This is a genomic window from Candidatus Acidulodesulfobacterium sp. H_13, from assembly GCF_048541835.1.
Taxonomy (GTDB): Bacteria; SZUA-79; SZUA-79; order Acidulodesulfobacterales; family Acidulodesulfobacteraceae; genus QIJE01.
The window spans coordinates 646,164-671,656 of record NZ_JBLEOY010000001.1; the positions used below are offsets into that span (position 1 = coordinate 646,164).

At 39.0% G+C, this 25,493-nt stretch carries 22 protein-coding genes; all 22 read right to left on the reverse strand.

Annotation, left to right across the window (positions count from 1 at the left end; translation table 11 throughout):
• Nucleotides 1–26: 26 nt before the first annotated feature.
• Nucleotides 27–722 carry an ABC transporter ATP-binding protein gene (locus ACMCNP_RS03185; RefSeq protein ID WP_419313729.1) on the reverse strand — a complete coding sequence of 232 codons (696 nt, stop codon included), beginning with the start codon at nucleotides 720–722 and terminating at the stop codon, nucleotides 27–29.
• The gene (locus tag ACMCNP_RS03190) at nucleotides 715–1,956 is read right to left on the reverse strand and encodes a lipoprotein-releasing ABC transporter permease subunit (protein ID WP_419313732.1); all 1,242 of its coding nucleotides are present in this window, start codon (nucleotides 1,954–1,956) and stop codon (nucleotides 715–717) included. Before ACMCNP_RS03190 ends, ACMCNP_RS03185 begins: the two co-directional genes overlap by 8 nt.
• A 15-nt stretch (nucleotides 1,957–1,971) precedes the next feature.
• Nucleotides 1,972–3,459, reverse strand: coding sequence for a lysine--tRNA ligase (gene lysS, locus ACMCNP_RS03195; RefSeq protein WP_419313735.1), 1,488 nt, complete (start codon nucleotides 3,457–3,459; stop codon nucleotides 1,972–1,974).
• A gap of 31 nt (nucleotides 3,460–3,490) precedes the next feature.
• Nucleotides 3,491–4,625, reverse strand: a protein-coding gene (gene prfB / locus ACMCNP_RS03200) for a peptide chain release factor 2 (RefSeq protein WP_419313738.1) whose coding sequence is annotated in 2 segments (ribosomal slippage) — nucleotides 3,491–4,534 and nucleotides 4,536–4,625 — 1,134 coding nt in all. Because the reading frame shifts where the segments join, the coding sequence is not laid out codon by codon here.
• Nucleotides 4,626–4,639: 14 nt separating this feature from the next.
• Nucleotides 4,640–6,211 carry an apolipoprotein N-acyltransferase gene (gene lnt / locus ACMCNP_RS03205; protein WP_419313741.1) on the reverse strand — a complete coding sequence of 524 codons (1,572 nt, stop codon included), beginning with the start codon at nucleotides 6,209–6,211 and terminating at the stop codon, nucleotides 4,640–4,642.
• Nucleotides 6,211–7,074, reverse strand: coding sequence for a nucleoside triphosphate pyrophosphohydrolase (mazG, locus tag ACMCNP_RS03210; RefSeq protein WP_419313744.1), 864 nt, complete (start codon nucleotides 7,072–7,074; stop codon nucleotides 6,211–6,213). Before mazG ends, lnt begins: the two co-directional genes overlap by 1 nt.
• A 243-nt stretch (nucleotides 7,075–7,317) precedes the next feature.
• Entirely contained in the window at nucleotides 7,318–7,869 is a 552-nt protein-coding gene (gene ybeY / locus ACMCNP_RS03215) for an rRNA maturation RNase YbeY (RefSeq protein ID WP_419314371.1), read from the reverse strand.
• A complete protein-coding gene (locus tag ACMCNP_RS03220) occupies nucleotides 7,781–10,102 on the reverse strand; it encodes an HD family phosphohydrolase (protein ID WP_419313747.1) in 2,322 nt (773 codons plus the stop codon). Before ACMCNP_RS03220 ends, ybeY begins: the two co-directional genes overlap by 89 nt.
• Nucleotides 10,065–11,090, reverse strand: a complete 1,026-nt coding sequence (locus tag ACMCNP_RS03225) for a PhoH family protein (protein WP_419313750.1) — start codon at nucleotides 11,088–11,090, stop codon at nucleotides 10,065–10,067. Before ACMCNP_RS03225 ends, ACMCNP_RS03220 begins: the two co-directional genes overlap by 38 nt.
• Nucleotides 11,091–11,196: 106 nt before the next feature.
• Entirely contained in the window at nucleotides 11,197–12,738 is a 1,542-nt protein-coding gene (gene murJ / locus ACMCNP_RS03230; protein ID WP_419313753.1) for a murein biosynthesis integral membrane protein MurJ, read from the reverse strand.
• Nucleotides 12,739–13,782 carry an aspartate-semialdehyde dehydrogenase gene (locus ACMCNP_RS03235; protein ID WP_419313756.1) on the reverse strand — a complete coding sequence of 348 codons (1,044 nt, stop codon included), beginning with the start codon at nucleotides 13,780–13,782 and terminating at the stop codon, nucleotides 12,739–12,741.
• A 3-nt stretch (nucleotides 13,783–13,785) separates the two neighbouring features.
• Nucleotides 13,786–14,877, reverse strand: a complete 1,092-nt coding sequence (gene leuB, locus ACMCNP_RS03240) for a 3-isopropylmalate dehydrogenase (RefSeq protein WP_419313759.1) — start codon at nucleotides 14,875–14,877, stop codon at nucleotides 13,786–13,788.
• Nucleotides 14,874–15,371, reverse strand: a complete 498-nt coding sequence (locus ACMCNP_RS03245; RefSeq protein ID WP_419313762.1) for a 3-isopropylmalate dehydratase small subunit — start codon at nucleotides 15,369–15,371, stop codon at nucleotides 14,874–14,876. The genes leuB and ACMCNP_RS03245 overlap by 4 nt, the downstream gene beginning before the upstream one ends.
• A gap of 41 nt (nucleotides 15,372–15,412) precedes the next feature.
• On the reverse strand, nucleotides 15,413–16,687 hold the full coding sequence (gene leuC / locus ACMCNP_RS03250) for a 3-isopropylmalate dehydratase large subunit (RefSeq protein ID WP_419313765.1): 1,275 nt from the start codon (nucleotides 16,685–16,687) through the stop codon (nucleotides 15,413–15,415).
• 59 nt (nucleotides 16,688–16,746) lie between these two features.
• Nucleotides 16,747–18,300 carry a 2-isopropylmalate synthase gene (locus ACMCNP_RS03255; RefSeq protein ID WP_419313768.1) on the reverse strand — a complete coding sequence of 518 codons (1,554 nt, stop codon included), beginning with the start codon at nucleotides 18,298–18,300 and terminating at the stop codon, nucleotides 16,747–16,749.
• 100 nt (nucleotides 18,301–18,400) lie between these two features.
• Nucleotides 18,401–19,432, reverse strand: a complete 1,032-nt coding sequence (ilvC, locus tag ACMCNP_RS03260; protein ID WP_475393016.1) for a ketol-acid reductoisomerase — start codon at nucleotides 19,430–19,432, stop codon at nucleotides 18,401–18,403.
• 11 nt (nucleotides 19,433–19,443) lie between these two features.
• Nucleotides 19,444–19,935: an acetolactate synthase small subunit gene (gene ilvN / locus ACMCNP_RS03265; protein ID WP_419313771.1), complete on the reverse strand. Its 492-nt coding sequence runs from the start codon at nucleotides 19,933–19,935 to the stop codon at nucleotides 19,444–19,446.
• A 25-nt stretch (nucleotides 19,936–19,960) separates the two neighbouring features.
• A complete protein-coding gene (ilvB, locus tag ACMCNP_RS03270) occupies nucleotides 19,961–21,679 on the reverse strand; it encodes a biosynthetic-type acetolactate synthase large subunit (RefSeq protein WP_419313774.1) in 1,719 nt (572 codons plus the stop codon).
• The gene (ilvD, locus tag ACMCNP_RS03275) at nucleotides 21,676–23,346 is read right to left on the reverse strand and encodes a dihydroxy-acid dehydratase (protein ID WP_419313776.1); all 1,671 of its coding nucleotides are present in this window, start codon (nucleotides 23,344–23,346) and stop codon (nucleotides 21,676–21,678) included. The genes ilvB and ilvD overlap by 4 nt, the downstream gene beginning before the upstream one ends.
• Nucleotides 23,347–23,387: 41 nt before the next feature.
• A complete protein-coding gene (locus tag ACMCNP_RS03280; RefSeq protein WP_419313780.1) occupies nucleotides 23,388–23,621 on the reverse strand; it encodes a DUF465 domain-containing protein in 234 nt (77 codons plus the stop codon).
• Between the two features lie 47 nt (nucleotides 23,622–23,668).
• Nucleotides 23,669–24,358, reverse strand: coding sequence for a tRNA (adenosine(37)-N6)-threonylcarbamoyltransferase complex dimerization subunit type 1 TsaB (gene tsaB, locus ACMCNP_RS03285; RefSeq protein ID WP_419313783.1), 690 nt, complete (start codon nucleotides 24,356–24,358; stop codon nucleotides 23,669–23,671).
• A 3-nt stretch (nucleotides 24,359–24,361) separates the two neighbouring features.
• Entirely contained in the window at nucleotides 24,362–25,444 is a 1,083-nt protein-coding gene (gene rseP, locus ACMCNP_RS03290) for an RIP metalloprotease RseP (protein WP_419313785.1), read from the reverse strand.
• Between the last annotated feature and the right edge of the window lie 49 nt (nucleotides 25,445–25,493).

Sequence of the window (25,493 nt, forward strand, 5' to 3'; positions counted from 1 at the left end):
TAAGCTAACAAATATTAAATTTTATGTCAATTTATATATTCAATTATACCAAACGTAATTCTGATTTTATGATCCATCATATCGGAAAATCCCTTGTCATGAGTAACGATGACTAAAGTCTTGCCATATTTCTTGTTTAAATTTATAATTATATCGTGCAATCTTTCAGCATGACCGGTATCCAAATTCCCGGTAGGCTCATCCATCAGTATAACCTTGGGCGAGCATACCAATGCCCTTGCCACGGCAGCCCTTTGCTGCTCTCCTCCCGACAACATGTACGGTTTAAAATAGAGCCTGTTCTCAAGCCCCATTTCGCATAAATAATCTTTTGCCGTCTTCAATGCCTTACTTTTAGGCTCGTTTCTTATATACAGCGGCATAGCAACATTTTCTAAACAACTGAACTCGTTCAAAAGATAATGAAACTGAAAAACAAAACCGATATTATAATTTCTGAATTCGGATAGTTTTGCATCGGAAAGGTCATATATGTTTGAGTTTTCAAAATACCCGACTTTTCCGGAATCAGGTTTTAAAAGCGTTCCTATTATGTGAAGAAGGGTACTCTTGCCCGTTCCCGATTCCCCCGTTATGGCAAATGTTTCTCCCTCTTTTATTTCCAAATCGGCTTTATTGAGAATATTCACTTTTTCATCGCCCGCTTTAAAGGTCTTGCTTATCTTTTTTAAGGATACCGCGGTACCAAAACCTTTACTCATGCCTTACCCCCTCCGCAGGATCTATTTTACCGGCTTTATAGGCCGGATATAATGTGGCTGCGAAACTCAAAAAAAGCGCACTTATTCCGATAACTATAAATTCGTTGACGGTCATTCTTACCGGTAAAGAAGTTATGTAATAAACGGACGACGGAAGACTTATTATATGATACGTTTTTTCCGCATAACCGATTAAAAATCCGGCTAATAGCCCAAGCGAAGTACCTATTGCACCTATTATAACACCCTGCGCGATAAAAATAATCATTATATCCTTGGAACTTGCGCCTATGGATTTTAATACGGCTATATCTTTTCTTTTTTCCATAACGACCATTATTAACGTCGATATGATATTAAACGCCGCCACAAGCACAATCAAAGACAAGATTACGAACATCGTAAGCTTTTCTAATTTTATTGCAGAAAACAAATTCTTGTTAAGCTCCTCCCAACTTAGTGCATAAAAGGAAGGCGAGGCATTACGGTAATTCAATTTGTTCTCTATTTTTTTAGCAAAAACATTAGCGGAGGTTAAATTTAATCTGTATAGTTTAACCTCCAATCCCGTAACTACATTAGTCGGCAAATCAAGAAACGCCTGCGCATTCCTGACCGAAATAAAGGAAAACGTCGAGTCGTAACTATACATGCCGCTGTCGATAATTCCGCCAACAATAAACCTTTCGGTTTTAGGCATGACTCCGAATGGAGTGATCCGCCCTTTTGGGGAGATTATCGTTACCCTGTCTCCAACGGTAACGCCGAGATTTTGCGCTAAAATCTTGCCTAAAACTATCTCTTTTCTCTTTCTATTGTTAAGTCCGGATAAATTTCCCTTTATAAGATATTTTTTGAGGTTTGTCACCTCTTCTTCCGTCTTAACATCAATACCCCTTAAAACACTACCGTTAGAAGTAGATTCAGAGGATATCATTATATCGGTATATATAAACGGAGAAACATTTTTTACGCCGTCTATGGAGGATACGTTTTTAGCCGTCTTCCTATAGTTATTTATCAGGCCGTTATAGTTCAAAACGATAATCTGCGATTCTATCCCTATAACCCTTTTTTCCAACGTGTGACTAAACCCGCTCATAACGGATATCACGACAATCAAAGCCATTACACCTATCGCTATACCCGCGATGGAAATAAAACTCAATAAAGATACAAACGAATTATTCTTGGGTCTTAAATAATGGAGGGCTATCTTCGTATGAAAACTCATATCGTTTTATTCAACTTATCTTAAAGGTTTAAGCAGCGGAAATAATATTACATCCCTAATGGAATGTGAATCGGTAAGGAGCATGACTATTCTGTCTATACCTATTCCGCAGCCTGCGGTGGGAGGCAGTCCTTGTTTGAGCGCCTCGATATAATCCTTATCCATCTCTGCCGGCAGCCCCTCTTTGATTTTTGCCTCAACCTGCGATTTGAACCTCTCTTCTTGGTCTAAAGGGTCATTAAGTTCCGAAAACGCATTACCTATTTCTCTGCCGCCTATAAATAATTCGAATCTATCTACAATTTCTTTATCGGCATCGCTCCTCCTTGCCAGCGGGGAGCTTTCGACCGGATAATCGGTTACAAAGGTCGGATTTATAAGCTTCGATTCGACCGTTTCGTCGAATAAAATAGTCAATAGTTCACCCAGACTATCTTTTTCGCTTATGCCGTTGATGTTTTTATGTCTTAAAATCTCATAAACCTTTGTGGCCGAATCTATTTCTTCCGATCTAAATCCGGCGATTTCATGCAAACTATCCTTTAACTTTATTTTTTTAAAGGGCGGTTTAAAATTTAATATTTCGGAAGCATAATTAATTTCGAAAGAACCGCAAATATGCTTTACCAATTCGGAGAGCATCTCTTCAAGAAAACCCATAGTGTCATCATACGCCGCATATGCCATATAAAACTCAAGCATTGTAAACTCCGGGTTATGTTTTATAGAAATCCCTTCGTTCCTGAAGTTTCTTCCTATCTCGTAAACCCTGTCGAATCCGCCCACAACTAATCTTTTTAAGTATAATTCAGGCGCAATCCTCATATAAAGTTCTAAATTTAGAGCGTTATGGTGGGTTTTAAACGGTCTTGCCGTTGCGCCCCCGGGGTTGGTTTGCATAATAGGGGTTTCTACCTCTAAAAAATCGTAAGAATTTAAAAAAGAACGAATGAAGCTAATCGTATCGGCCCTTTTTTTAAAAATATCCCTAACCTCGACATTCGAAATTAAGTCTATATATCTTTTTCTGAAACGGACCTCTATATCTTTTAAGCCGTGCCATTTTTCCGGCAGGGGAAGAAGAGATTTAGTCAAAATTCCTATATGCTCGACCTTTATGGTCAATTCATTTGTTCCCGTCCTGAAAAGATAACCCTTGACCATACATATATCGCCGGCATCGATATATTCGTGAAAAAGTTTAAAATCGTCTTCGGTAACCTTACCTTTTTGAATATAGCATTGAATTTCTCCAAACCCATCCCTGAGCCTAAAAAACGATGCTTTACCGAAGTTTCTTATAATAATAATCCTACCCGCCGTTTCGACGTCAATTGCGTTATTTTCAAAAAATTCCTTATCATTAGGATTATATTTTTTTATTATTTCACCGATATTCTCCTTCTTTTTAAAATTACCCGCAAAGGGATTAATCCCTTTTTCTTTTAATTTCTGTAACTTATCAAAACGATTTTTTTCTATAATATTCAACTCTTGTTCCAAAACAGCCCCCTTTTGATTCTGACATACTTTCTCACCCTTTTGCCGTAACTCCGAGTAAATATGCTCCTATAAACTCATCTATATCCCCGTCAAAAACCGACTTGTCATCATATATCGTCACGCCGGTCCTATGGTCTTTAATGACGCGGTTAGGATTTAGGGTGTAAGACCTTATCTGCGAACCCCACGATATCTCTTTTTTTGTTTTATTTATCTTCGCTTCTTCTTCTTCCTTTTTCTTTTTATAAAAATTATAAAGCCTTGCCCTTAAAAGTTTATAAGCAATATCTCTGTTTTTATGCTGCGACCTCTCGTTTTGACAAGCAACGACTATGCCGGTCGGAATATGCGTTATTCTTACCGCCGAATCGGTGGTATTGACATGCTGCCCGCCGGCTCCGCTCGAACGATACGTGTCTATTTTTAAATCCTTTTCGTCTATCACTATTTCTATGGTATCGTCTACTTCCGGATAGACAAAAACCGAAGCAAAAGAGGTATGTCGTCTTTTATTGGCATCGAAGGGAGAAATCCTGACAAGCCGATGAACTCCGCTTTCGGCTTTAAGATAACCATAGGCGAATTTTCCGCGAACGACGAAGGTAACGCTCTTGACACCGGCTTCCTCTCCGGCGTTGTACTCCATAACGGCCGTTTTAGAACCCTTTCTCTCCGCCCATCTCAAATACATTCTCAAAAGCATATTTGCAAAATCCATCGACTCGGTACCGCCGGAACCGGCGTGAATTTCAACTATAGCATTAAGCTTATCGTCTTTTCCTGAAAGAGTCAGGTACATTTCAAGATTTAAAACCTTTTTTTCTAGCGATTTAACGCTGTCGGCAATATCGGCGAGCATTTTTTCGTCGTCATCCTCTACGGAGATCTCGTATAAATCCCTTATATTTTTAAATTCTTCGTAAAAATTATAAAAGGGCTTTAACTTGTTCTCTACGGAAGATTTTTCCTTTAATATGGAAGATGAAAGAGGAATATCTTTATAAAAATCTTCTTTTGCGATAATTTCGTCTATTTCTTTAAGTCGAGTTTCCAATTTAGAAACTTCAAAGCCTCCTCCGAATTTTTTCTAATTTATCGTCTAAACCCTTGATACCTCTATCTAAAAGACTTAAATTTAAAACCAAATCATTCTTTGAATCAGACATTAAAACAGACCTCCTTATTTTCTTTTATCGGTTTTTCCAAGAAAAAACCGATAAAAGAGCAGATATATTAGGGATAATAGAAAAATTATGCTGATTGCATAAGTAAATATATTACCATATAAAGTAAAAAATGTCTTTTTATTAATCAATTTTACATATCCTATAATGAATGTCCTTTTAAAGATATTAGTTTCTTCCAAAATTTTCCCTACAGGCGATATTACCCCGCTAATACCTGAATTTCCTGCTCTTGCTACGAACCTATCGTTTTCGACGGCAGAAAAAACCGTCATAGACATATCCTGATAAGGCGCCGACGTTTTTCCGTACCATGCATCATCCGTAATACTAATCAGAAGGTTGGCGCCGCCTTCGGGAAAATGCCTTACTAACGAATCAAAATATGCCTCATAGCAAATCATAGAGCCTATTTTTAATTTTCCGCTTTTTAAAATTCTAAATTTACTTCCGGGAGTAAAATTTCCGATTCCTGCACCCTTTAAAATATGTGCCAAAAACGGTAACTGATTTCTAAGCGGAATATATTCACCAAAAGGGACGAGGTGATGCTTGTCGTAATAGTAATATTTGCCGGAAGCGTCAAACATATAATCCCTGTTGTAATAATGATAACTCCCCTTAAAAAATCTTAAACCTATGGCTCCGAAAATTAAATCTATCCCGTTTTTTTCCGCAAAGTGCATAACTTTATTCCAATAGTGAGGATGAATCGATATAATGTAGGGAAGGGCCGTTTCCGGCCATATTGCTATAAAGGGCTTATATTTTAACGACTTTTTCGTCAAATTCAAATAAATGCGAGTAGTTCTTTTTTTTGTAATCTTCCATTTCTTGAACATCCCTATGTTACCCTGAATCAATGCAACCCTTAACGGAGGTTTTTCTTTTAACGATTTATTTACGCGATAAATGTTATAATATCCATAAGATACTGCCGAAACAAAAACAAACAAAACAAAAAACAGTTCTATTAAAGCCTGCCGCTTTGAAATTTTATTTTTTAAAAAAATGAAACGAAATATGGAATAATTTATAAGGACTATAATAAAAGATAATCCGAATACCCCTGTAATATTGGAAATTTGAATAAAAGGTAGATTCAAATACTGGGAAAAACCTAAATTTTCCCAGGGGAACCCGGTTAAAAGATGTGATTTTAAAAACTCAAAAAAAATCCAGCATGACGGGATTAAAATTATGCCTAATCTTTTATAATTGTTAAGTATAATTTTTGTAAAACCGGCAAATAAAGCAATATAAACAGCCAAGTAAGAAGAAAGGATCAGAAGAGCAAAAACGGCAACATAATATGGAAGATTGCCGAATACATGGACGGTATAAACTATCCAGTACAGAATAACCGCGTACGATACTATACCGGCTATAAAGCCGTAAAGTAAAGATTCTTTAAAATTTTTCGATTTATTTATTGCATATAAAAGAGGTATTAAGGAAAACCATGCAAGAAATTCAAGATTGAAACTAGGAAATAAAAAAGCAATAGATAAACCGGACAAACAAGCTAACGCTGCATTAAACAATTCGGTTCTTGGAATTTTTGTCATTATAGCGCCTTTTTTGATTCCTCCCACAAACCATCGAGACTTTTAGCGTCAAGTTCGGAAATAGATGATGATGCGTTTTTTTCCATGTAACCGAATCTTTTTATGAATTTGTTAGACGATTCGTTTAACGCTCCGCAAGGATGTATATCTAAAAATCTTCCCGCGTTTACTATGGAAAATAGGATATCTCCATATTCTTCCTTGATCTTATTCTTATTTAATTCTTCATCTTTCCTTAAACCGCCATCTTGCGTATATAATTCTTTTTTAAGTTCCGAAATCTCTTCGTAAACCTTATTTATTACACCGTTTATGTCCTCAAAATCAAAGCCTAATCTCTCGGCTTTTTCCTGCACCATATATGCCCTATGAAGGGCGGGCATACTTGCGGATATATGAACCGACGGTTTTATATCGGAATCATGCGTGTTTTTCCGCTTCTCTTCCTTTTCCTCTCCCTTGATTCTTTCCCAATTTTTAAGAATGACGTCCTCAAGGCATTCCCCCTCTTTTAGCGAAAAATCTTTATCGAAAACATGAGGATGCCTTCTTACTAATTTTTTATTTACTATATTTATAACGTCACCTATGGAAAACTCCTTTTTTTCTTCGAACACGACGGATAAAAAAATGACTTGAAGGAGCAAATCTCCAAGCTCTTCCTTAATTTCTGCCATATCACCTGAACTTATCGCATCTACGACCTCATAAGCTTCTTCTATTATGTAGGGTTTTAATGTCTCTTCCGTCTGTTTCTTATCCCACGGACAACCGTTTTCGGAACGTAATTTTTTTACTATTTCGATTAATCCCTTAAAATCGAAACATTTCTCGTATTCAATACCGTTCTTCTTATCTTCCATAGACTCTATATTATAATTTTTATGCGGTCGCTATTTATTTCGGATAGAGCGATAAACAAAACATGAATTAAAGCGAAGAACAAGCAACCGGATTTAAGTTTAATATAGTATATCACATAATAAAAATATAAAGAAAGGCTAATTTAAATACCATGAAAAATAGTAAAAGCAAAACGAATCTTTATGTTTTTTCATATCTTTATCTCCGGCATCATTTCCTAACCTGGTTTTTAAGGACACGTTTCATCCCAATAACCCGTCCAAATTCTTATAGATAAGTTTCTGCATATCTTTCATCTCTTTATTATAATCTTCATCGTCCAAATCCAACTCATGCTCTTCATCGTGAACATATCCGAAGAGGTGCAAAATGCCATGAATTATCAACAATGCGATCTCTTTTTCAAACCCCTTTTTATCATCTTTCTCGATATTCGGCGAACCTTCGCCCCTCTCTCTCGAAATCCAGTCGGCTTTTTCCCAAAAATGCCTGTATCGCAAAAAATTATTTTCGGCAACTGCAGGGGCAATATAAATTTCACCTATATAAAAAATATTATTGTCATATTCCTTTATCTCGAAAGATAAAACATCCGTAATGTTATTCCTGTTCCGATAATCCTTATTCAATTTTTTGATACGGGAAGGGGAGCAAAAAATTATATCTATACCGTAAGAACCGCAAAAAAGATGCTTCAGAGAATTTTTAACGATACAGTAGACTAACTTTGGGCTTATTTCCGACCTTCTTTGGGTATTCGTTATATTTATTAGGAACGTCTCCTGATTTTCCATCACCGTCATCTTCCTCTATAGATTTACCTGCATATGGAATTCTCTGATGAAAGATGGAATTCAATACCTTTACAAAGGCATCCCCTATGGAATGCAGGTCTTTTAGCGTAAGTTCGCATTCATCAAGTTGTCCGTCGTTATATATCCTGCTTATAGTCTTTCTAACCAGCGATTCTAACCTGGAAGGGGAAATGTTAGTCACGGTTCTGGATGTTGCTTCGACGGAATCCGCCAGCATGATTATACCTGCTTCCTTGGTTTGAGGCTTCCTGCCGTCATACCTGAACACGCCCTTAGAAATGTTTGCGCCCCCGTTTTCTTTAAAGGCTTTTTCGTAAAACGCCCCTATCATCGATGTTCCATGATGCTCGTTAATTATATTTTCTATTTTATCGCCTAATTTATGTTTTTTTGCAAGCTCCAGTCCCTCTTTTACGTGAGAGGCTATAATCAAACTACTCATAGTCGGGGCAAGTTTGTTATGGGGATTATTGAAATTTACCGTATTCTCGATAAAATAATTAGGCTTTAATATTTTGCCTATATCGTGATAAAGACTTGCAACTCTTGTCAATAGAGGGTTGGCTCCTACCGATAAGGCGGCCGATTCCGCCAATGTGGCTACCATTATAGAGTGCTGATACGTCCCGGGGGCCACAACGGAAAATTGTCTTAAAAGCGGATGATTCGAACCGGAAAGTTCAAGGAGTTTGAAATCGGTCGTAAACCCGAATATTCTCTCGAATACTGGTATGAGACCTATTACCATTATTGAAGAAACAACCCCCGATAAAAATGCTAATATCACGCTATAAATATTTTGGACATTTATAAAATTAAGCCCTATCAGCGCAAATGTTAAAACCATGAAGCTATTCAAAAATCCCGTGATAACTCCGGCTTTAACCATGCGACCCCAAGAAGAAAAATCAAAAACCTCATAAGAGGCTATCAAGCTGCCTCCAAAAGCATATATCATAAAAAAAATAGAGTTTTTAAAAATCATCGAGGTTAAGATAGAGAACAGTGCTATATAAACAACCGAAACCTCTGAATTCAATATAATCCTGATAAGCATGGGACCGAACGCGAAAGGGATCAGGTAATATATATCGTTCTCATTGATAAAAGGAAAATATAAAGACAGCGCTCCCGAAAAAATAATCCCGGCTTTGATTATAATAACGGAGGATATCAAAACAGATGCAACGAAAACAATATTCTTAAAATTTAAGGAGGTTCTAAATTTTCTTATATATTTATAGGGAAAAACGTAAGAAAGCGACAACAGCATAACTATAAGCAAAAATAAGCCTATGAGCAGGGGGATGTTGTTTTTTAAGCTGAATTTGGCATTATAGGCATTTAATTCAATCGCTTTTGCTTTAGAGATAAGTTCTCCGGAATTAACTAAAAGAATCCCCCTTTTTATATGGATATAAATGGGCATATTTTCCTTTTTAATATCCTCTATCTTTTTCAGAGTAAGAAACCTGGAATATACTATATCCGGTTTAATGAGGTTGTAGACTAATCTGTATATATCGTTCCGCATATAAAGCGGCAAAAAACCTAGATTATTTTTGACATAGTAGTACGCGAAACCGCTTTTCTTTTTTAACGTAAAAAATATCTGAGGATCGCCTATAAGCCTCAGTCTATTAGTCATGACGTTTTTAATCTCTATACTTTTATCGTCAGAGGGCGTCTTGGACAATACCCCTCTTTTATAAATATCGGCCATTATTTGCAAGACATACGACTCGATATTTTTATTATAATTCAAATAATAAAACTCGTTAAGAGTGGCATCGTCTAACTTGATACCTAACTTATCAGAGAATATACTTTTAGATATACTCGTGTTTTCCTTGCCTGACGGGTGGCTCTTCTTATATAACTTTGCAAGAACGAAAGCGCTTTTGACCTTCCTGTATAGTGCTATTTTTTCTTCCGGATAATACAAATAAACATCAGGACTATTTCTAATTTTTCTTTTCAGCACAGCATCAGTTGCTTTCAAATCAACATATCTAAAACTTTTTTTGGCTATTATAGTCTTTGTCGCTATTTCACCCGCCTTATATTTGTTTTTGACAAATTCCGACCCGTTGTAGAGCAAAAACGTTAAAAATACGGCGGATATTAAAAGCAATGCTAAAAGCGGGTAATGTCTATTTTTAATCTCTAAAGTATTATTTTTTAGAAATTCGAGAAATTTTGTTCGTTTCATAAGCTTTTATTATATTTTGAACAATTTTATGTCTTAATACGTCCGTCCTGTTAAAATTTACAACCTTTATGCCGCTTATATCCGCCAAAATCTTACTTGCTGTAACAAGCCCCAATTCCTTATCCGAAGGCAAGTCGGTCTGAGTTATGTCCCCGTTTACGATAATTTTAGAACCGGAACCGATTCTCGTGAGCATCATCTTCATCTGCTCGTTCGTCGCGTTCTGCGCTTCATCTAGTATTACGAAAGAGTTATTAAGCGTTCTGCCCCTCATGAACGCAATGGGGGCAACCTCTATAACGTCGGTTTCTATAAGTTTCATAGCCTTTTCGAACTCTATCATCTCATAAAGAGCGTCGTATAGGGGCCTTAAATACGGGTTAATCTTCTGTGAAATATCCCCGGGGAGAAAGCCCAATTTTTCACCGGCTTCAACCGCCGGACGGGTCAAGATTATTCTATCGAACAATTGTTTTTGAAATAAAGATATGGCGCATGCCATAGATAGGTAGGTCTTACCGGTTCCGGCAGGTCCTATGCCTATAACTATATCGTTTTTATAGATAGCATCGACATATCTTTTTTGATTTACCGTCCTAGGGGCTACGATTTTTCTTCTCGGAGTAATAAGGATGGGGTCGTAAATATAAGAATTAATTTCAACTTTCGGATCTTTTATCTTAGCCTTTACTAACCGAGTCAATTCATTATCGGAAATATCGGCTTTTACCTCATATAATTTTATGAGATCGGTTATAAATCCGGCACAATTACCCACGCCTTCTTTTCTGCCTTTAATCAGCAGAACATTCCCCCTTACTGAAATATCTACGTCAAACTGAGTCTCTATAATATTAAGCATATGAGATGACGTACCGGAAAATCTATTGAAGAGATCAAGATCTTCCAACTCAATTTTTTCGATGAGGGAGTAAGTATTCTCGGGCTTATTTTTCGCTTTACGCTCCTTACCGCTGATAGTTGTCAAATTGTTATTCAGCTCACTTATCGCATGTATTATATAAAACTTACATGAATAATTATAGCATTATAAATAAAAATGTCAAAATCCGATACATTAAAGTATGCGGCAATTATTTTCTCAAAATGTATCTCAAAAGATTATTTTTAATGATAAACGAAGCAAAAAGATACGAAGTAACGCCGACAACAAGTGAAACGGCCACTATGCTTAACGAATCATAGTTTAATCTCTTAAACTCGATTATTATAATCTCGATGGCTATCCCCATAAATGCGCTCGCGGCCATAGTTTTTGCAAAAGACTTAAAAAAACCACTTCCGAGACCTATCCGTTTTTTTAAATGAAGCCTCTTCAGGAGAAACATATAATTAAAAATTAGTGAAATACTGGCTGCCAGTGCCAAACCGTCCACGCCGATAAACCGCATAAGTATAACCGCGAAAATAATATTGAGTATTAAGGAATATATAGCGGCATTAACGGGGGTTTTTGTGTCTTTCATTGAATAAAAAACCGGGATAACCGTCTTTAATAACGAAGATGCCCATAATCCTATCGTAAAAAACAAAAGAACCGAAGCCGTTTTTTGGACGTCGGCCGAATTAAAAATGCCGTGCATATAAATCAACCTTACAAGGCTGCTCCTTAAAAGAATCAGCCCGATACTCGAGGGGATTATTATGAAAAACATAAGCGATGCCGAAAAATTAAATGCATTATCTATTTCCTTAATGTTTCCTCTTGCAAACGATGCCGATAATGTAGGAAAAATAGCCGTCTGCAAGGCTATGGCAAAAACACCGAGCGGAAACTGATAGAGCCTATCCCCATAGTAAAGAAAGGATATGCTTCCCGGCGACAAAAATGATGCAAGAAGCGTATCAAACAATAGGTTGAGTTGTATAACCGCCATCCCTAGAAGCGAAGGGGTAAGAAGTTTAAAAACGGTTCTTACGGCACTGTTTCTAAAATTAAATTTAAAACCAAGCTTGATTTTTTTTCGTTTGATATAATAAATCTGAGATAAAAGTTGTAAAATACCCCCTATCATCACGCCTATCGCCAGTGCATAAATTCCTGGATGAAAAAAAGGCCTTAAAAAAACAGCCGAAACTATAAATAAAATATTTAAAATAATAGGATACATCGCCCCGGGGGCATAAGAGCCGTGGACATTCAAAACCCCCGCGAAAAAAGCCGTAAGCCCTATTAAGAAAATATACGGAAACATAATTTTGGTAAGAAATACGGTAAGTTGAAACTGTGCCGGTATATGTAAAAAACCGGGAGCGGTTATGGTCACGAACAGGAATGAAAATAAAAAACCTACGAGCGAAAGAAACAGGAGAATAAAAAATAAAGCGGTAAAAACCGTTTTAAAAAGGTCTGAAGCCTCGCTTTCACTTCCTTTAGACAGGCTTTCCGAATAAACTGGGATAAAAGATGCGGAAATTCCGCCTTCTCCAAAAAGTCTTCTAAAGAGATTGGGTATCCTGAATGCAACGAAAAAGGCATCGGTAACGGCGCCGGCACCAAAAAAATATGCGATAAAAATGTCCCTTAATAAGCCTAAAATTCTGCTTATTAAAGTAAAAAACGAGACAACCGATAGATTCCTGACTATCTCATGATTTTTAGATTGAGAACGCATTTATAAAAACTTTCTAATAAGTATTTCCGCTATCTGCACTGCATTTAATGCCGATCCCTTCCTGATATTATCGGCGGCAACCCAGAGGTTCAAACCGTTCGTTACAGAAAAATCCCTCCTTATTCTGCCCACAAAGATCTCATCCTTACCAGAAGCCATAGTCTGATATGGATATCTTTCATCCGGCTTACCGCTAAGTATGTCATCCGTAACCTTAATCCCTTTAGCTTTGGATAACATTGCCCTGATATTTTTAATATCGAAACTTTTTTCGGTTTCAATATTGACCGATTCGCCGTGAGAAAAAAACACCGGTACCCGCACCGTGGTAGCAGATATGCCGATGCTGCTATCGTGCATTATTTTCTGCGTTTCGCTTATCATTTTAATTTCTTCTTTGGTGTATCCGTCATTACTGAAAACATCTATCTGCGGAATACAGTTAAAAGCAATCTGAACGGGAAACTTTTTCGGGCATAGATCTCCCTTTGCGTTTACGATATCGGTCGTCTGATAAAACAGCTCGTCCATGGCCTCTTTACCTGCACCTGATACCGATTGATACGTAGAAACAACCACTCTTTTTATATTGTATTTGTCATGAATGGGCTTGAGCGGAACAACCATCTGGATAGTGGAGCAATTCGGATTTGCTATTATATTTTTTTTACTATAATATTTTATATCATCTTGATTAACCTCCGGCACTACCAACGGAATATCTTCATCCATCCTAAAACAGGAGGTGTTATCTATAACTACGGCGCCCTCCATAGCGGCAAGCGGTGAAAACTTCAAGCTCACGGATGCCCCCGGGCTGGATAAGACTATATCTATCTTTTTTCCCTTAAAAGAATCTTCCTTTAACGCACCTACCATGTAGTCTTCGCCCTTAAATTTTATGATATCGCCTAAAGAATTCAACGAGGCAAAAAGGTAAAGCTCACCGACAGGAAATTTTCTCTGCTCAAGTATATCTATAAATTCCCTGCCTACTAATCCCGTTGCTCCGACAATGGCTATATTATATCTTTCTTTTTTCATAGGTTAACCCTTTAATTTTAATTCGGCTATTATGGCGGCGCCCATCTCTTTAGTGCCGATAAGCTTAGTCTCGCCTATGCCTAAATCCGAATATATATCGGGAGTTCGATAGCCTTTCCTAATAACCCCTGTTACCGCATTTTCAATTCTTTCTGCAAGACTACCCATATCAAAACTATAGCGAAGCATCATTGCCGCAGATAGAATTGCGGCAATAGGATTGGCCTTATTCTGTCCTGCAATGTCTGGCGCACTGCCGTGTATCGGCTCGTACATTCCCTTTTTACCATTAAGACTTGCCGACGGCAGCATTCCGATAGAACCTGCAATCATAGACGCCTCATCGCTCAATATGTCTCCGAACATATTAGGTGCAAGAATGATATCAAAGGATTTAGGCTGTCTTATAAGCTGCATCGAACAGTTATCCACATACATATTTGAAAGCTCAACATCGGGATAATTCTTCGCCGTGTCCGCAACTACCTCCCTCCATAATTCCGTAGATTCCAAAACATTCGCCTTATCTACCGATAAAACCTTCTTTCTCCTTTTTTCCGCTATTTCGAATGCTGTCTTTGCAATTCTCGTTATCTCTTTCGTCGTATATGTTAAAGTATTAACACCCTTTCTTTGTCCGTCCCCAAGGTTAAAAATACCCCTGGGTTGTCCAAAATATATTCCGCCGGTAAGCTCTCTTATAATTATCATATCGGTTCCGTTTACAATGTCTTTTTTCAAAGGAGATGCATCTATAAGTTCACTATAAACCTTTGCGGGTCTTAAATTTACATAAAGCCCAAGATCATATCTTAACGTAAGGAGTGCCTTTTCCGGCCTAAGTTCAATCGGCAAAGATTCCCACTTATATCCTCCTACCGCTCCAAAAATAACGGCATCCGCATCTTTAGCGAGTTTAAGGGCTTTTTCGGTTATAGGTTTCTTATATTCGTCGTAAGAAGCCCCGCCGACTAGATCTTCTTCTATTTCATATCGAATGGAATTTAAATCGAATAAAAACTTTAAAACGTTAACGGCCTCGGTCGCTACCTCCACCCCAATGCCGTCACCTGCGAAAAGTGCAAGTTTTATCATGCCTTGCCCCCCTTAATCTTTTTTTTGGCATACGCAATTAAACCGCCTGCATTGACAAGCTCGGACATAAACTTAGGAATGGGCTTCGATTTTATTATACTGTTTCCGGTCTTATTTTTGATTTCTCCGGTATCCGTATTTATTTCGATAACATCCCCGTTATTTATGCCGTCCGTATCTGCCTCTAAGATAAACAAGCCTATATTAAAAGAATTCCTATAAAAAATCCTTGCAAAACTTTTGGCGATAACTACGGAAACGCCGCAAGCCTTAATCGCCCTCGGGGCATGTTCCCTTGAAGAACCGCATCCGAAATTATTACCCGCAACGATACAATCACCCGTCGATACCCTTGAAGAAAACATCCCATCCGCATCCTCCATACAATGTATCCTGAGATTCTCGTCGTTTGAATCATTTAAGTATCTTGCCGGTATTATCGCATCCGTATCTATATTATCTCCAAACTTAAAAACTTTTCCACTAAACACCATAAAATAACCGCCTCTTTAAAAAATTGTAAATTTATATTTAATTATATTACGTCGTCCGGACCGGCAATCTTGCCGAGTATTGCCGATGCAGCACAAACGGCAGGATTAGCAAGATATACCTCGCTGGTTACGTCTCCCATTCTTCCCTTAAAATTCCTGTTCGTAGAAGAAATGGCCCTTTCACCGTCGGCCAATATTCCCATATAGCCTCCAAGACAGGGTCCGCAGGTCGGCGTACTGAATACGGCACCCGCATCCATAAATATGTCTATTAAACCCTCTTTTTCCGCCATTTTATATATTGCCGGAGTTGCCGGAAGCACAATAAGCCTCGTGTATTTAGCTATCTTTTTCCCTTTTAAAATCTGAGCGGCTATCCTCAAATCTTCTATCCTCCCGTTAGTACAAGAACCTATGACAGACTGGTCTATTTTGATATTTTTAGCAGAAGCCTCACCAATATCTATACTATTCTCCGGAAGATGCGGAAAAGCAACCTGCGGGTTTATTTCACCGGAATCAAAATTTAAAACTCTTGAGTATTCGGCCCCGTCATCACTTTTATAAAAAGTATAATTTCGACCGGCCCTATCTTTGACATAGGCTTCCGTAATTTCGTCCGGCTCAAATATTCCGCTTTTCGCCCCCGCTTCTATCGCCATATTGGATATAGTGAACCTGTCAGACATTCCCAGATGTTTAAATGTACTGCCTGAAAACTCCAATGCCATATAGTTTGCCCCTTCTACGCCTATCTTCCCTATTAAATACAGCACTAAATCTTTGCCTGAAACCCATTTTTTAGGCTTTCCTTCAAAAACCACTTTGATAGACTCCGGGACCTTAAGCCATAACTCTCCGAAAGCAAGAGTATATGCCAAATCAGTAGAACCCACCCCTGTAGCAAACCCGCCCAGCGCTCCATATGTGCAGGTATGGGAATCCGCCCCTATAACAAGGTCTCCGGGCAAAACGATTCCTTTTTCGGGCAAAAGTGCGTGTTCGATCCCTGCCTCTCCGCATTCGAAATAATATTTAATATCATGCTTTTTTGCAAATTCTCTAAGTATTTTAGCCTGCTTAGCACTCAAAATGTCCTTATTGGGAACAAAATGATCCGGAACGAGTGCTATTTTTTCTCTATCAAAAACTTTGTCTATTCCTATAGACTCAAACTCTTTTATGGCAATAGGAGCGGTGATATCGTTGCCGAGTGCAATATCCACTCTCGCATTTACTATATCGCCGGGAGAAACTGCCTCGTTATCTACATGGTTAAGAATTATTTTTTCGGTTATAGTCAAGGGTCTTCCCATTTTCGTTGTCCTCAATCTTAATTGTTTTCTTATTTTAAGTTTAGTTTCCGATAATTATATTATGAACGAATTTCCAAACTGCAGACATGCCTTTTAACACTATTATAGACATAAAGCTTATTTAAAGCATTAACGTAGGCCCTTGCGCTGGCAACCACGATATCTGTATGGGCGCTTCTTCCCGTTATATGGACTCCGTTTTGTTCTACAGTAACGGAAACATCGCCCTGCGCCTCGGTAGTCCCTCTTATGGATTTAACCTCGTAGGCTATGACCTTTGCTTTGGAATCAACTATTCTCTCCACCGCGTTTACAGTGGCATCGACGGGACCGTTTCCGCACGACGAACTGTGCTTCAATTCATCACCTATCATTACTTTAACCATAGAAAGCGGAGCAACCGTGTCGCCGCAAACCACATTCACGTATTTAAGTTCGTATTTTTCTAAAGGATGAGATTTAGCAACAAGCGAATCTATGTCTTCGTCATAAATATCCTTTTTCTTATCCGCCAGCGATTTAAATTTAACAAAGGCATCCTCTATCTCATCGTCGCTCAACAAATAACCCAAAGACACGATTTTTTCCTTAAAGGCATGCTTCCCTGAATGTTTTCCCAAAACTAATTCGTTCGATTGCCTCCCGACGTGTTCCGGGGTCATAATCTCATATGTAGTCTTCTCCTTTAAGATACCGTCCTGATGAATACCCGCTTCATGAGCAAAGGCATTTTTGCCTACTATTGCCTTATTGGGCTGAACGGATATGCCAGTTATATGCGTCAAAAGTTGGGAAGACCTGTATATTTCCATCGCATTGATACCCGTAACCGCATGATATATATCTTTTCTCACATTCAAAGCCATTACTATTTCTTCCAGTGCCGCATTGCCGGCCCTTTCCCCTATGCCGTTAACAGTACACTCGACCTGTGCCGCCCCTGCTAAAATCGCCGACAAGGAATTTGCCACGGCAAGCCCCAAATCGTTGTGACAGTGAACGCTCAATATGACATCTTTAATACCCGCTACGCCTTCTTTTAATTTATTTATAAAATTAAAAAATTCAAAAGGAGTGGCATATCCGACCGTATCCGGAATATTCACTGTGGTCGCCCCCGCTTCTATTACTCCGTCTATCACCTTACACAAAAAATCCAAATTGCTCCTTGAGGCGTCTTCGGCAGAAAATTCTACGTTTTCGGTAAACGACCTGGCATATTTAACCATACTGACAGCTCTTTCATACAATTCATCCCGAGTCATCTTGAGTTTATATTTAAGATGCAAATCCGACGTTGCGATAAATGTATGAATTGCCGGTCTTTCGGCATATTTTACGGCAGAATAGGCCCTATATATATCTTTTTCGTTTGCCCTGGCAAGTCCGACGATATCCACGCCTTTAATCTCTTGAGCTATCGCCTTTACCGCCTCGAAATCGCCCTCGGATGCTATAGGAAAACCGGCTTCTATGGCATCCACGCCAAGCCTCGCCAACTGACGTGCAAGATTTAACTTTTCGCTTATATTCATACTGGCTCCGGGAGACTGCTCTCCGTCTCTAAGAGTCGTATCAAATATTTTAATCTTCTTAAACTGCCCAACGTCCATAAAGCCTCCGAAATTTTGCTTATTGGATTTCCCGCCGTTTTTATTTTAATACTAAAAAAAATAAAATTAGTGAAGAATAATGAGTCTATGACCCTCTTTATTAATTTTTGGATTTATCAACCATTTTATTCTTAGTAATCCAAGGCATTAATGATCTCAGCCTTTTACCAACCCTTTCCAACCTGTGTTCTTCTCCGTTTTTAGTCAAGGCATTGAATGTGGGTTTGTCGGCATTGTTTTCAAGCATCCACTCGGTAGCAAACCTTCCCGACCTTATTTCCTCCAGAACTTTTTTCATCTCAAGCTTAACTCTCTCATCTATAATTCTCGGACCCCTCGTTAAATCGCCGTATTGCGCCGTATTACTTATAGAGTATCTCATATTGGTTATTCCGCCTTCATATATAAGGTCGATTATAAGCTTCATTTCGTGAATGCATTCAAAATAAGCACTCTCCTCCTGATAGCCTGCTTCTACGAGGGTTTCAAACCCAGCGGTTAAAAGAGCGGAAAGCCCGCCGCAAAGGATTGCCTGCTCGCCGAATAGATCCGTTTCGGTCTCTTCTTTAAACGTAGATTCCAAAATACCGGCCTTACCGCCGCCTATTGCAGAAGCATAAGACAATGCCACATTCCTCGTGTTTCCGGAGTAATCGTTATGAACGGCGATCAAATCAGGCACTCCGCCTCCTCTTTCAAACTCATGTCTCACGAGATGCCCCGGACCCTTGGGCGCTACCATAAAAACGTTCACGTCTTTCGGGGGAATTATCTGTCCGAAATGAATACTGAAGCCGTGAGCAAAGACAAGATATTTGCCTGCCTTTAAGCTATGTTCGATATCTTGTTTATAAATCTTGCCATGAATTTCATCCGGAAGTAATATCATGATGATATCGGCCTTATCTGCCGCCTCGGCAACCGGATACACTTCAAAACCGGCATTCTTGGCCTTTGCAAAAGAATTTCCGGTAGGTCTTAAACCTATGATGACATGCACTCCGGAATCTTTTAAGTTTAAAGCATGGGCATGCCCCTGAGATCCATACCCTATAATCGCCACTGTTTTAGATTGAATCAACCTTAAATCGGCATCCTTTTCATAAAAAATATTCATAGAAATCCTCCTTATAAAATTATTCGTTAGTTTGATTTTTTTGCTCGCTGTATTGCAATTATTCCTGTCTTAACTATATCCTTTATACCTAACGGCCTCAAAACATCGATAAGCGATTCTATTTTCCCTTCGGAACCGGTAGCCTCAAGCGTGTATGAATTTCTTGACATATCTATAATGCGGCCGCCGAATATATCTTTTATTCTAAATATATCGCCTTTAGTGGTTTCATCTGCATTAATTTTAATTAAAACGGTTTCTCTCGTTACGGAATCTTCTCCGGTTAATTCTTGAACCTTTATAACATTTACAAGCCTGTTAAGTTGCTTCGTTATCTGCTCTAAAATTTGGGCATCTCCGGATGTAGCGATTATCATTTTAGATTCATTTTTTTCAAGCGTTTTCGCTACGCAAATGCTGTCTATATTGAACCCCCTTGCCGAAAAAAGCCCCGCAACCCTTGTTAATACACCCGATTCATTCTCGACAAGAACTGAAAGAATATGTGTCTTTTCCATAATAGATAATTAAATACCTTTTTGTTTACACTAATAGCATTCCCGTAATTGGAGCACCGGGAACAACCATGGGATAAACCCCCTCTTCTTTATCTACGACAAAATCCATTATAACGGGCCTATTTATAGACAACGCTTTTTTGATGACCGGCTCTACCTCGTCGGGATTTTCCGCCCTCAAACCGACTGCGCCGTAAGCCTCGGCAAGTTTTACAAAATCGGGGTTGACGTTCATCTCGGAAGACGAATATCTTTTATGATAGAACAACTCCTGCCACTGTCTTATCATACCCAAAAAATTATTATTGATTATTGCTATCTTGACGGGCAGATTGTACTGCACCGCCGTTGCCAATTCCTGAATGTTCATCTGGATACTGCCATCTCCCGCAATATCAAAAACTACCTTATCCGGACATGCGATCTGCGCACCTATTGCCGCCGGGAACCCGTAACCCATCGTACCGAGCCCGCCCGAAGTCAACAACGTTCTGGGGTGTTTGAATTTATAAAACTGGGCGGTCCACATCTGATTTTGACCTACTTCCGTAGCTATTACGGCATCTCCTCCGGTAAGCTCGCATATCTTCTCTATAACATATTGCGGTTTGATCGTATCACTCATCTTATACAAAAGAGGGTGCTCATATTTCCATTCGTTTATTTTTTCAAGCCATCCCAACCTATCGTAACGACCGGATGAAATCTTTTCCGTTTTGTCACTTAAAGCTTCAAGCAAACTGCTTAAAACCGACTTAACATCGCCTACAACCGGAATATCTATTTTTACGTTTTTACCTATGGAAGAAGGGTCAATATCTATATGGGCAAATTTTGCGTTTTTACCGAATTCTTCTACTTTACCGGTAACCCTATCATCAAATCTAGCACCTACGGCTACTATAAAATCGGCATTGGATATCGCCATATTTGCGGCATAAGTACCATGCATGCCGAGCATGCCGAAAAATAAGGCATGATTCGAGGGGAAGCCGCCAAGCCCCATAAGCGTAGATGTAATCGGTAAATCGAGCAATTCCGCCAATTCTTTAAGTTCATCAGCGGCATTGGAGCTGATAACGCCTCCGCCTATATAAAGTAAGGGCTTCTTCGCTTTTAAAATTTCTTCGACTAGCTTTAAAATCTGAATATGATGGCCAAAGTAAGTAGGGCTATATCCCTTTAGTTCAACCGTTTCGGGATAATCAAACTCATAAACGTTAGACGTAATATCTTTTGGAATGTCTATTAATACCGGTCCTGGCCTGCCCGTAGAGGCGATATAAAACGCCTCTTTAATTGTTTTGGCAATATCCTTTATGTCCCTCAACAGGTAGTTATGTTTAGTGCAAGGTCTTGTTATGCCCACGGTATCTGCTTCCTGAAACGCATCGTTGCCTATTAAATTAGTCGGCACCTGCCCTGTAATTATAATCATTGGTACCGAATCCATATTAGCGGTAGCAATGCCCGTTATCGTATTGGTAGCGCCCGGACCGGATGTTACAAGGACAACCCCCGGCTTGCCAGACGCCCTCGCATAACCGTCGGCGGCATGAGCCGCTCCCTGTTCATGTCTGACAAGAATATGCTTCAGCTTATCCTCGTAATTCAAAAGCTCGTCATATATATTTAGAACTGCACCGCCGGGATAACCGAATATAGTATCCACGCCCTCCTTTATGAGGCTTTCTATGATTATCTTTGAGCCGGTCATTAACTCTTTTTTTGCACTATGATTCATTTCCTAATCCTTCTGTTGACGATTGCCCCCTCGTCTGCAGAGGAAACAACATCGGCATACCTGGAAAGATAGCCGTAATCTATTTTTTTAGGTTTTTCCGATATTTCCGCTCTTCTTCCGTCGAGTTCTTCGTCCGAGACAAGTATATTCAGCTTTCTATCAATTACGTCTATTTCTATTTTGTCGCCGTTTTTAATAAGGGCAATCGGCCCGCCTTCCTGAGCCTCCGGCGACACATGCCCGATACACGGCCCGCGCGTTCCGCCGGAAAAACGTCCGTCGGTTATAAGCGCAACTTTATCTCCCAAACCCATCCCCACTATCATAGATGTAGGCGCAAGCATTTCTCTCATTCCCGGACCCCCTTTAGGGCCTTCATATCTTATTACGACAACGTCTCCCGCCTTAATACTGCCCATAGATATATTTTCCATCGCAGATTCTTCGCTATCGAACACTACCGCCGTTCCGGTAAACTTCATCATAGACAGACTGACGCCGCTTGCCTTGATGATTGCGCCGTTAGGGGCTAAATTGCCGAAAAGAACGGCAATTCCTCCCTCCTTTCTATATGGATTGTCTATCTTGCGGATGACTTCATTATTCACATAATCAACGCCGGATATTATTTCTCCGGCAGATTTACCCGATACGGTCACGGATTCAAGATTCATAAGGGTTCTTAGCTCATAAAACAGAGACGGTATTCCGCCGGCAAAATCTAAATCTTCAAGAAAATGCTCTCCCACTGGTCTCAAACTTGTAAGCTGAGGTGTTTTTTTAGAAATATCGTCAAAAAGCTTTAGGCTCAATTTTATCCCTGCTTCGTTCGCAATAGCTAATAGATGTAAAACCGAATTTGACGAACCGCCGAGGGCCATGTCTACCGCTATAGCGTTTTTTAAGGTATCAATCGTTATTATATCCCTAGGGCATATACTTTCCTTAACAAGATCGACGATCTTAGCTCCGCTTTCGAAGGCGATACGTTTCTTTGCCGCCGAACCGGCAATGGCAGTGCCGGCACCCGGCAGAGACATTCCCATAGCCTCGGTTAAACATGCCATAGTATTTGCGGTATATAAACCCTGACATGACCCTTGACCGGGACATGCGCACATTTCTAAGTCGTTTAATTCCTTTTCCGTTATATCGTTTATCTTAAATTTTGCAACGGCTTCAAACGTATCCCTCACGAAAGAAAGCTTCGAGTCGTGATAACGACCGGAAAGCATCGGTCCTGCCGTAACTACTATGGAAGGTATATTGAGACGCAATGAAGCCATAAGCATACCGGGGGTAATCTTATCGCAATTAGTCAAAAAAATTATACCGTCGAGACAATGCGCTTCGGCTATGGTTTCTATGATATCCGCTATGAGTTCCCGAGACGGAAGAGAATAGTGCATTCCGACGTGCCCCATGGCTATTCCGTCGCAAATTCCCGGAATACCAAAAACGAAAGGATGCCCTCCGTTGCTATATACGCCGTTTTCCGCAGCCCTTTCCAGGTCTCTGATACCAACATGTCCCGGTATCAAATCCGTAAAACTAGACGCTATGCCTATAAAGGGTTTTTTCATCTCGCCCTTTGCTATGCCCGTGGCATAGAGCAGCGACCTGTGGGGTGTCCTATCTACTCCTTGTTTTATATTATCACTTTTCATAAAATCATCCCCGTAATTTAGTCATTTTATATTTTATTCTTTCAGTTCGCTATCTTTTCTTTTATGATTCTTTTCATAATATCGTTCCCGTTAAGTTTTTTTAATTTAAGCTCTTTTATAACTTTTTGCTCCTCCGGAGTTAAAAAGGGCTTAGTAGTATATTTGCTTAACCGTTTTTCTATCTCTATATGTTCATAATACACCTTTTTAAAATCTTCATTTGCGACAATAAGGGATTCCGCCGCCTTTTTTTCTGCCTCATCTAAAAATTGCATACACAAAACCTCCCCATACGATAAAAATCGGGTCGTTATAATTATATTTAGAACGGCCCATCGCCGTATATATAGTATGGAGAAATCTCTTCGGTATATTTAGACCCGTTTTTTATACCGCTCTCCATGGCATACATAGACGCAAAACCGGTTGTTTTTTTTAAATCAAAAGGGCTAATTGCCCCCCTCCTCTCAAGTCTTGACGTAAACCTTTCATAATCATCTTTTTTATTATAACCGTATACGATTGTCGGCGAATCACCTATGCCATCGATAAACGACTCAAGTTCGGATAAATCAAACAGGCTTATTTTGAGACTCGGGATAATAGATCCCTTTTCCAAAACATAAGACGATACATAGTAATCATTTCGCATTGCATCCTTTACGGTAACAATATCCTTCAAATTCAATTCGCTTTTCAATAGCGAGTATGCACAAATAAATAAACCGCTTATGCCTATTATATTTATCCCCAAGCAATAAGACAGAGTTTTGGCAATAGTAAGAGAAACCCTGATTCCGGTATAAGAACCAGGCCCTAATATTACTGTTATTTCTGTTAAATCATTTAATTTAATGCCTGCCTTTTTCGTCATTTCATCTATTTGCTTGAAGATTAACACGGAATGTTTTTCGTGAAAACCCGAAATAGATCCATAAGTCTTATCAAGATTATCGTCGGTTATTAAGATATTCGAGTATCCGTTAGAACTATCTATGGACAATATAGCCATATATTATGTTTTCATGACTCTAATTATATCATTATAAGAAACGAATAATAAAAGCAAAATCAAGAGTGCAAAACCGACCTTAGCAGCCGTTTCCTGAAATTTAACACTCAGCGGACTTTTCTTAATCATTTCGATAGTAGAGAACAACAGGTGTCCTCCGTCTAAGGCAGGAATCGGAAATAGATTCACGAGTCCTATGCTTACGCTAATGAATGCTATAAAATAAAAGAAATCTGAGACCCCGAGACCTGCCGCTCTTCCGGAAAGTTGTGCTATCATTATCGGTCCGCCCAGATCGCTTGCCGGAAGTTTACCTATGATAAGGTAAAAAAGGCTTATTACGGTTATGTAAATAATAAACCAAATCTCTTTAACGGAGGAATAGAAAGATTTCAACAATCCATCATACTTATAAAAAACCGCTTTGCTCGAAGGACGTATCCCTATGATATATCTCTTCGTTTTCTGTCCGTAAACATTTAAGCCATATATAGATTTAGGTTTTAACCTTATTTCGCTATTTATATTATTTTCTTTAATTCCCAACGTTAAGGTATGTTCACCGAATTTTTCAATATATTTCGACAACGAACCCCATGTTTTTACCTTTATTCCGTTAACACTAGTGATAATATCGCCTTTTTTAAGACCCGCTTTTATCGATGGATAACCCTTCATAACACCGCCTATAACGGGCTTCAACACCGGCCTTCCGGACATAAATATTATCGTGAATATTATTGCTGCCAGAACAAAATTAAAAAACGGTCCGGCAAAAATGATTAAAAATTTTCTATACGGAGATAGTTTACTGTAAGAACGTTTTGCATCCTCCGGCGATAGCTCTTCGGACGGGTCTTCGCCCATAAGCTTCACGTACCCGCCTAACGGAAGAGAGGAAATCACATATTCCGTTTCTCCGACCTTTTTGCTGAAAATTTTTGGACCGAAGCCGAGAGAAAATTTCTCGACCTTAACCCCTAATTTTTTTGCAACGATGAAATGCCCAAACTCGTGTATAAGAACAATAACGCTTATAACAATAATAAAAGCTGCTATATCGTAGAAAATTCCATTAATTACCATATATTTTTATATATATTTAAATTTTTTATATATTAACGTATGCTTCATT

Bases quoted from the DNA above. Each gene is read 5' to 3' on its own strand.
- ACMCNP_RS03220 (WP_419313747.1), bottom strand. From the start codon at position 10,102: ATGAAACGAACAAAATTTCTCGAATTTCTAAAAAATAATACTTTAGAG.
- ilvN (WP_419313771.1), bottom strand. From the start codon at position 19,935: ATGGAAAAGACACATATTCTTTCAGTTCTTGTCGAGAATGAATCGGGT.
- leuC (WP_419313765.1), bottom strand. From the start codon at position 16,687: ATGGGAAGACCCTTGACTATAACCGAAAAAATAATTCTTAACCATGTA.
- murJ (WP_419313753.1), bottom strand. From the start codon at position 12,738: ATGCGTTCTCAATCTAAAAATCATGAGATAGTCAGGAATCTATCGGTT.
- ACMCNP_RS03255 (WP_419313768.1), bottom strand. From the start codon at position 18,300: ATGGACGTTGGGCAGTTTAAGAAGATTAAAATATTTGATACGACTCTT.
- ACMCNP_RS03185 (WP_419313729.1), bottom strand. From the start codon at position 722: ATGAGTAAAGGTTTTGGTACCGCGGTATCCTTAAAAAAGATAAGCAAG.
- ybeY (WP_419314371.1), bottom strand. From the start codon at position 7,869: ATGGAAAATCAGGAGACGTTCCTAATAAATATAACGAATACCCAAAGA.
- ilvB (WP_419313774.1), bottom strand. From the start codon at position 21,679: ATGAATCATAGTGCAAAAAAAGAGTTAATGACCGGCTCAAAGATAATC.
- tsaB (WP_419313783.1), bottom strand. From the start codon at position 24,358: ATGGCTATATTGTCCATAGATAGTTCTAACGGATACTCGAATATCTTA.
- ACMCNP_RS03280 (WP_419313780.1), bottom strand. From the start codon at position 23,621: ATGCAATTTTTAGATGAGGCAGAAAAAAAGGCGGCGGAATCCCTTATT.
- rseP (WP_419313785.1), bottom strand. From the start codon at position 25,444: ATGGTAATTAATGGAATTTTCTACGATATAGCAGCTTTTATTATTGTT.
- lnt (WP_419313741.1), bottom strand. From the start codon at position 6,211: ATGACAAAAATTCCAAGAACCGAATTGTTTAATGCAGCGTTAGCTTGT.
- leuB (WP_419313759.1), bottom strand. From the start codon at position 14,877: ATGATAAAACTTGCACTTTTCGCAGGTGACGGCATTGGGGTGGAGGTA.
- ACMCNP_RS03235 (WP_419313756.1), bottom strand. From the start codon at position 13,782: ATGAAAAAAGAAAGATATAATATAGCCATTGTCGGAGCAACGGGATTA.
- ACMCNP_RS03245 (WP_419313762.1), bottom strand. From the start codon at position 15,371: ATGGTGTTTAGTGGAAAAGTTTTTAAGTTTGGAGATAATATAGATACG.
- ilvD (WP_419313776.1), bottom strand. From the start codon at position 23,346: ATGAAAAGTGATAATATAAAACAAGGAGTAGATAGGACACCCCACAGG.
- mazG (WP_419313744.1), bottom strand. From the start codon at position 7,074: ATGGAAGATAAGAAGAACGGTATTGAATACGAGAAATGTTTCGATTTT.
- ACMCNP_RS03190 (WP_419313732.1), bottom strand. From the start codon at position 1,956: ATGAGTTTTCATACGAAGATAGCCCTCCATTATTTAAGACCCAAGAAT.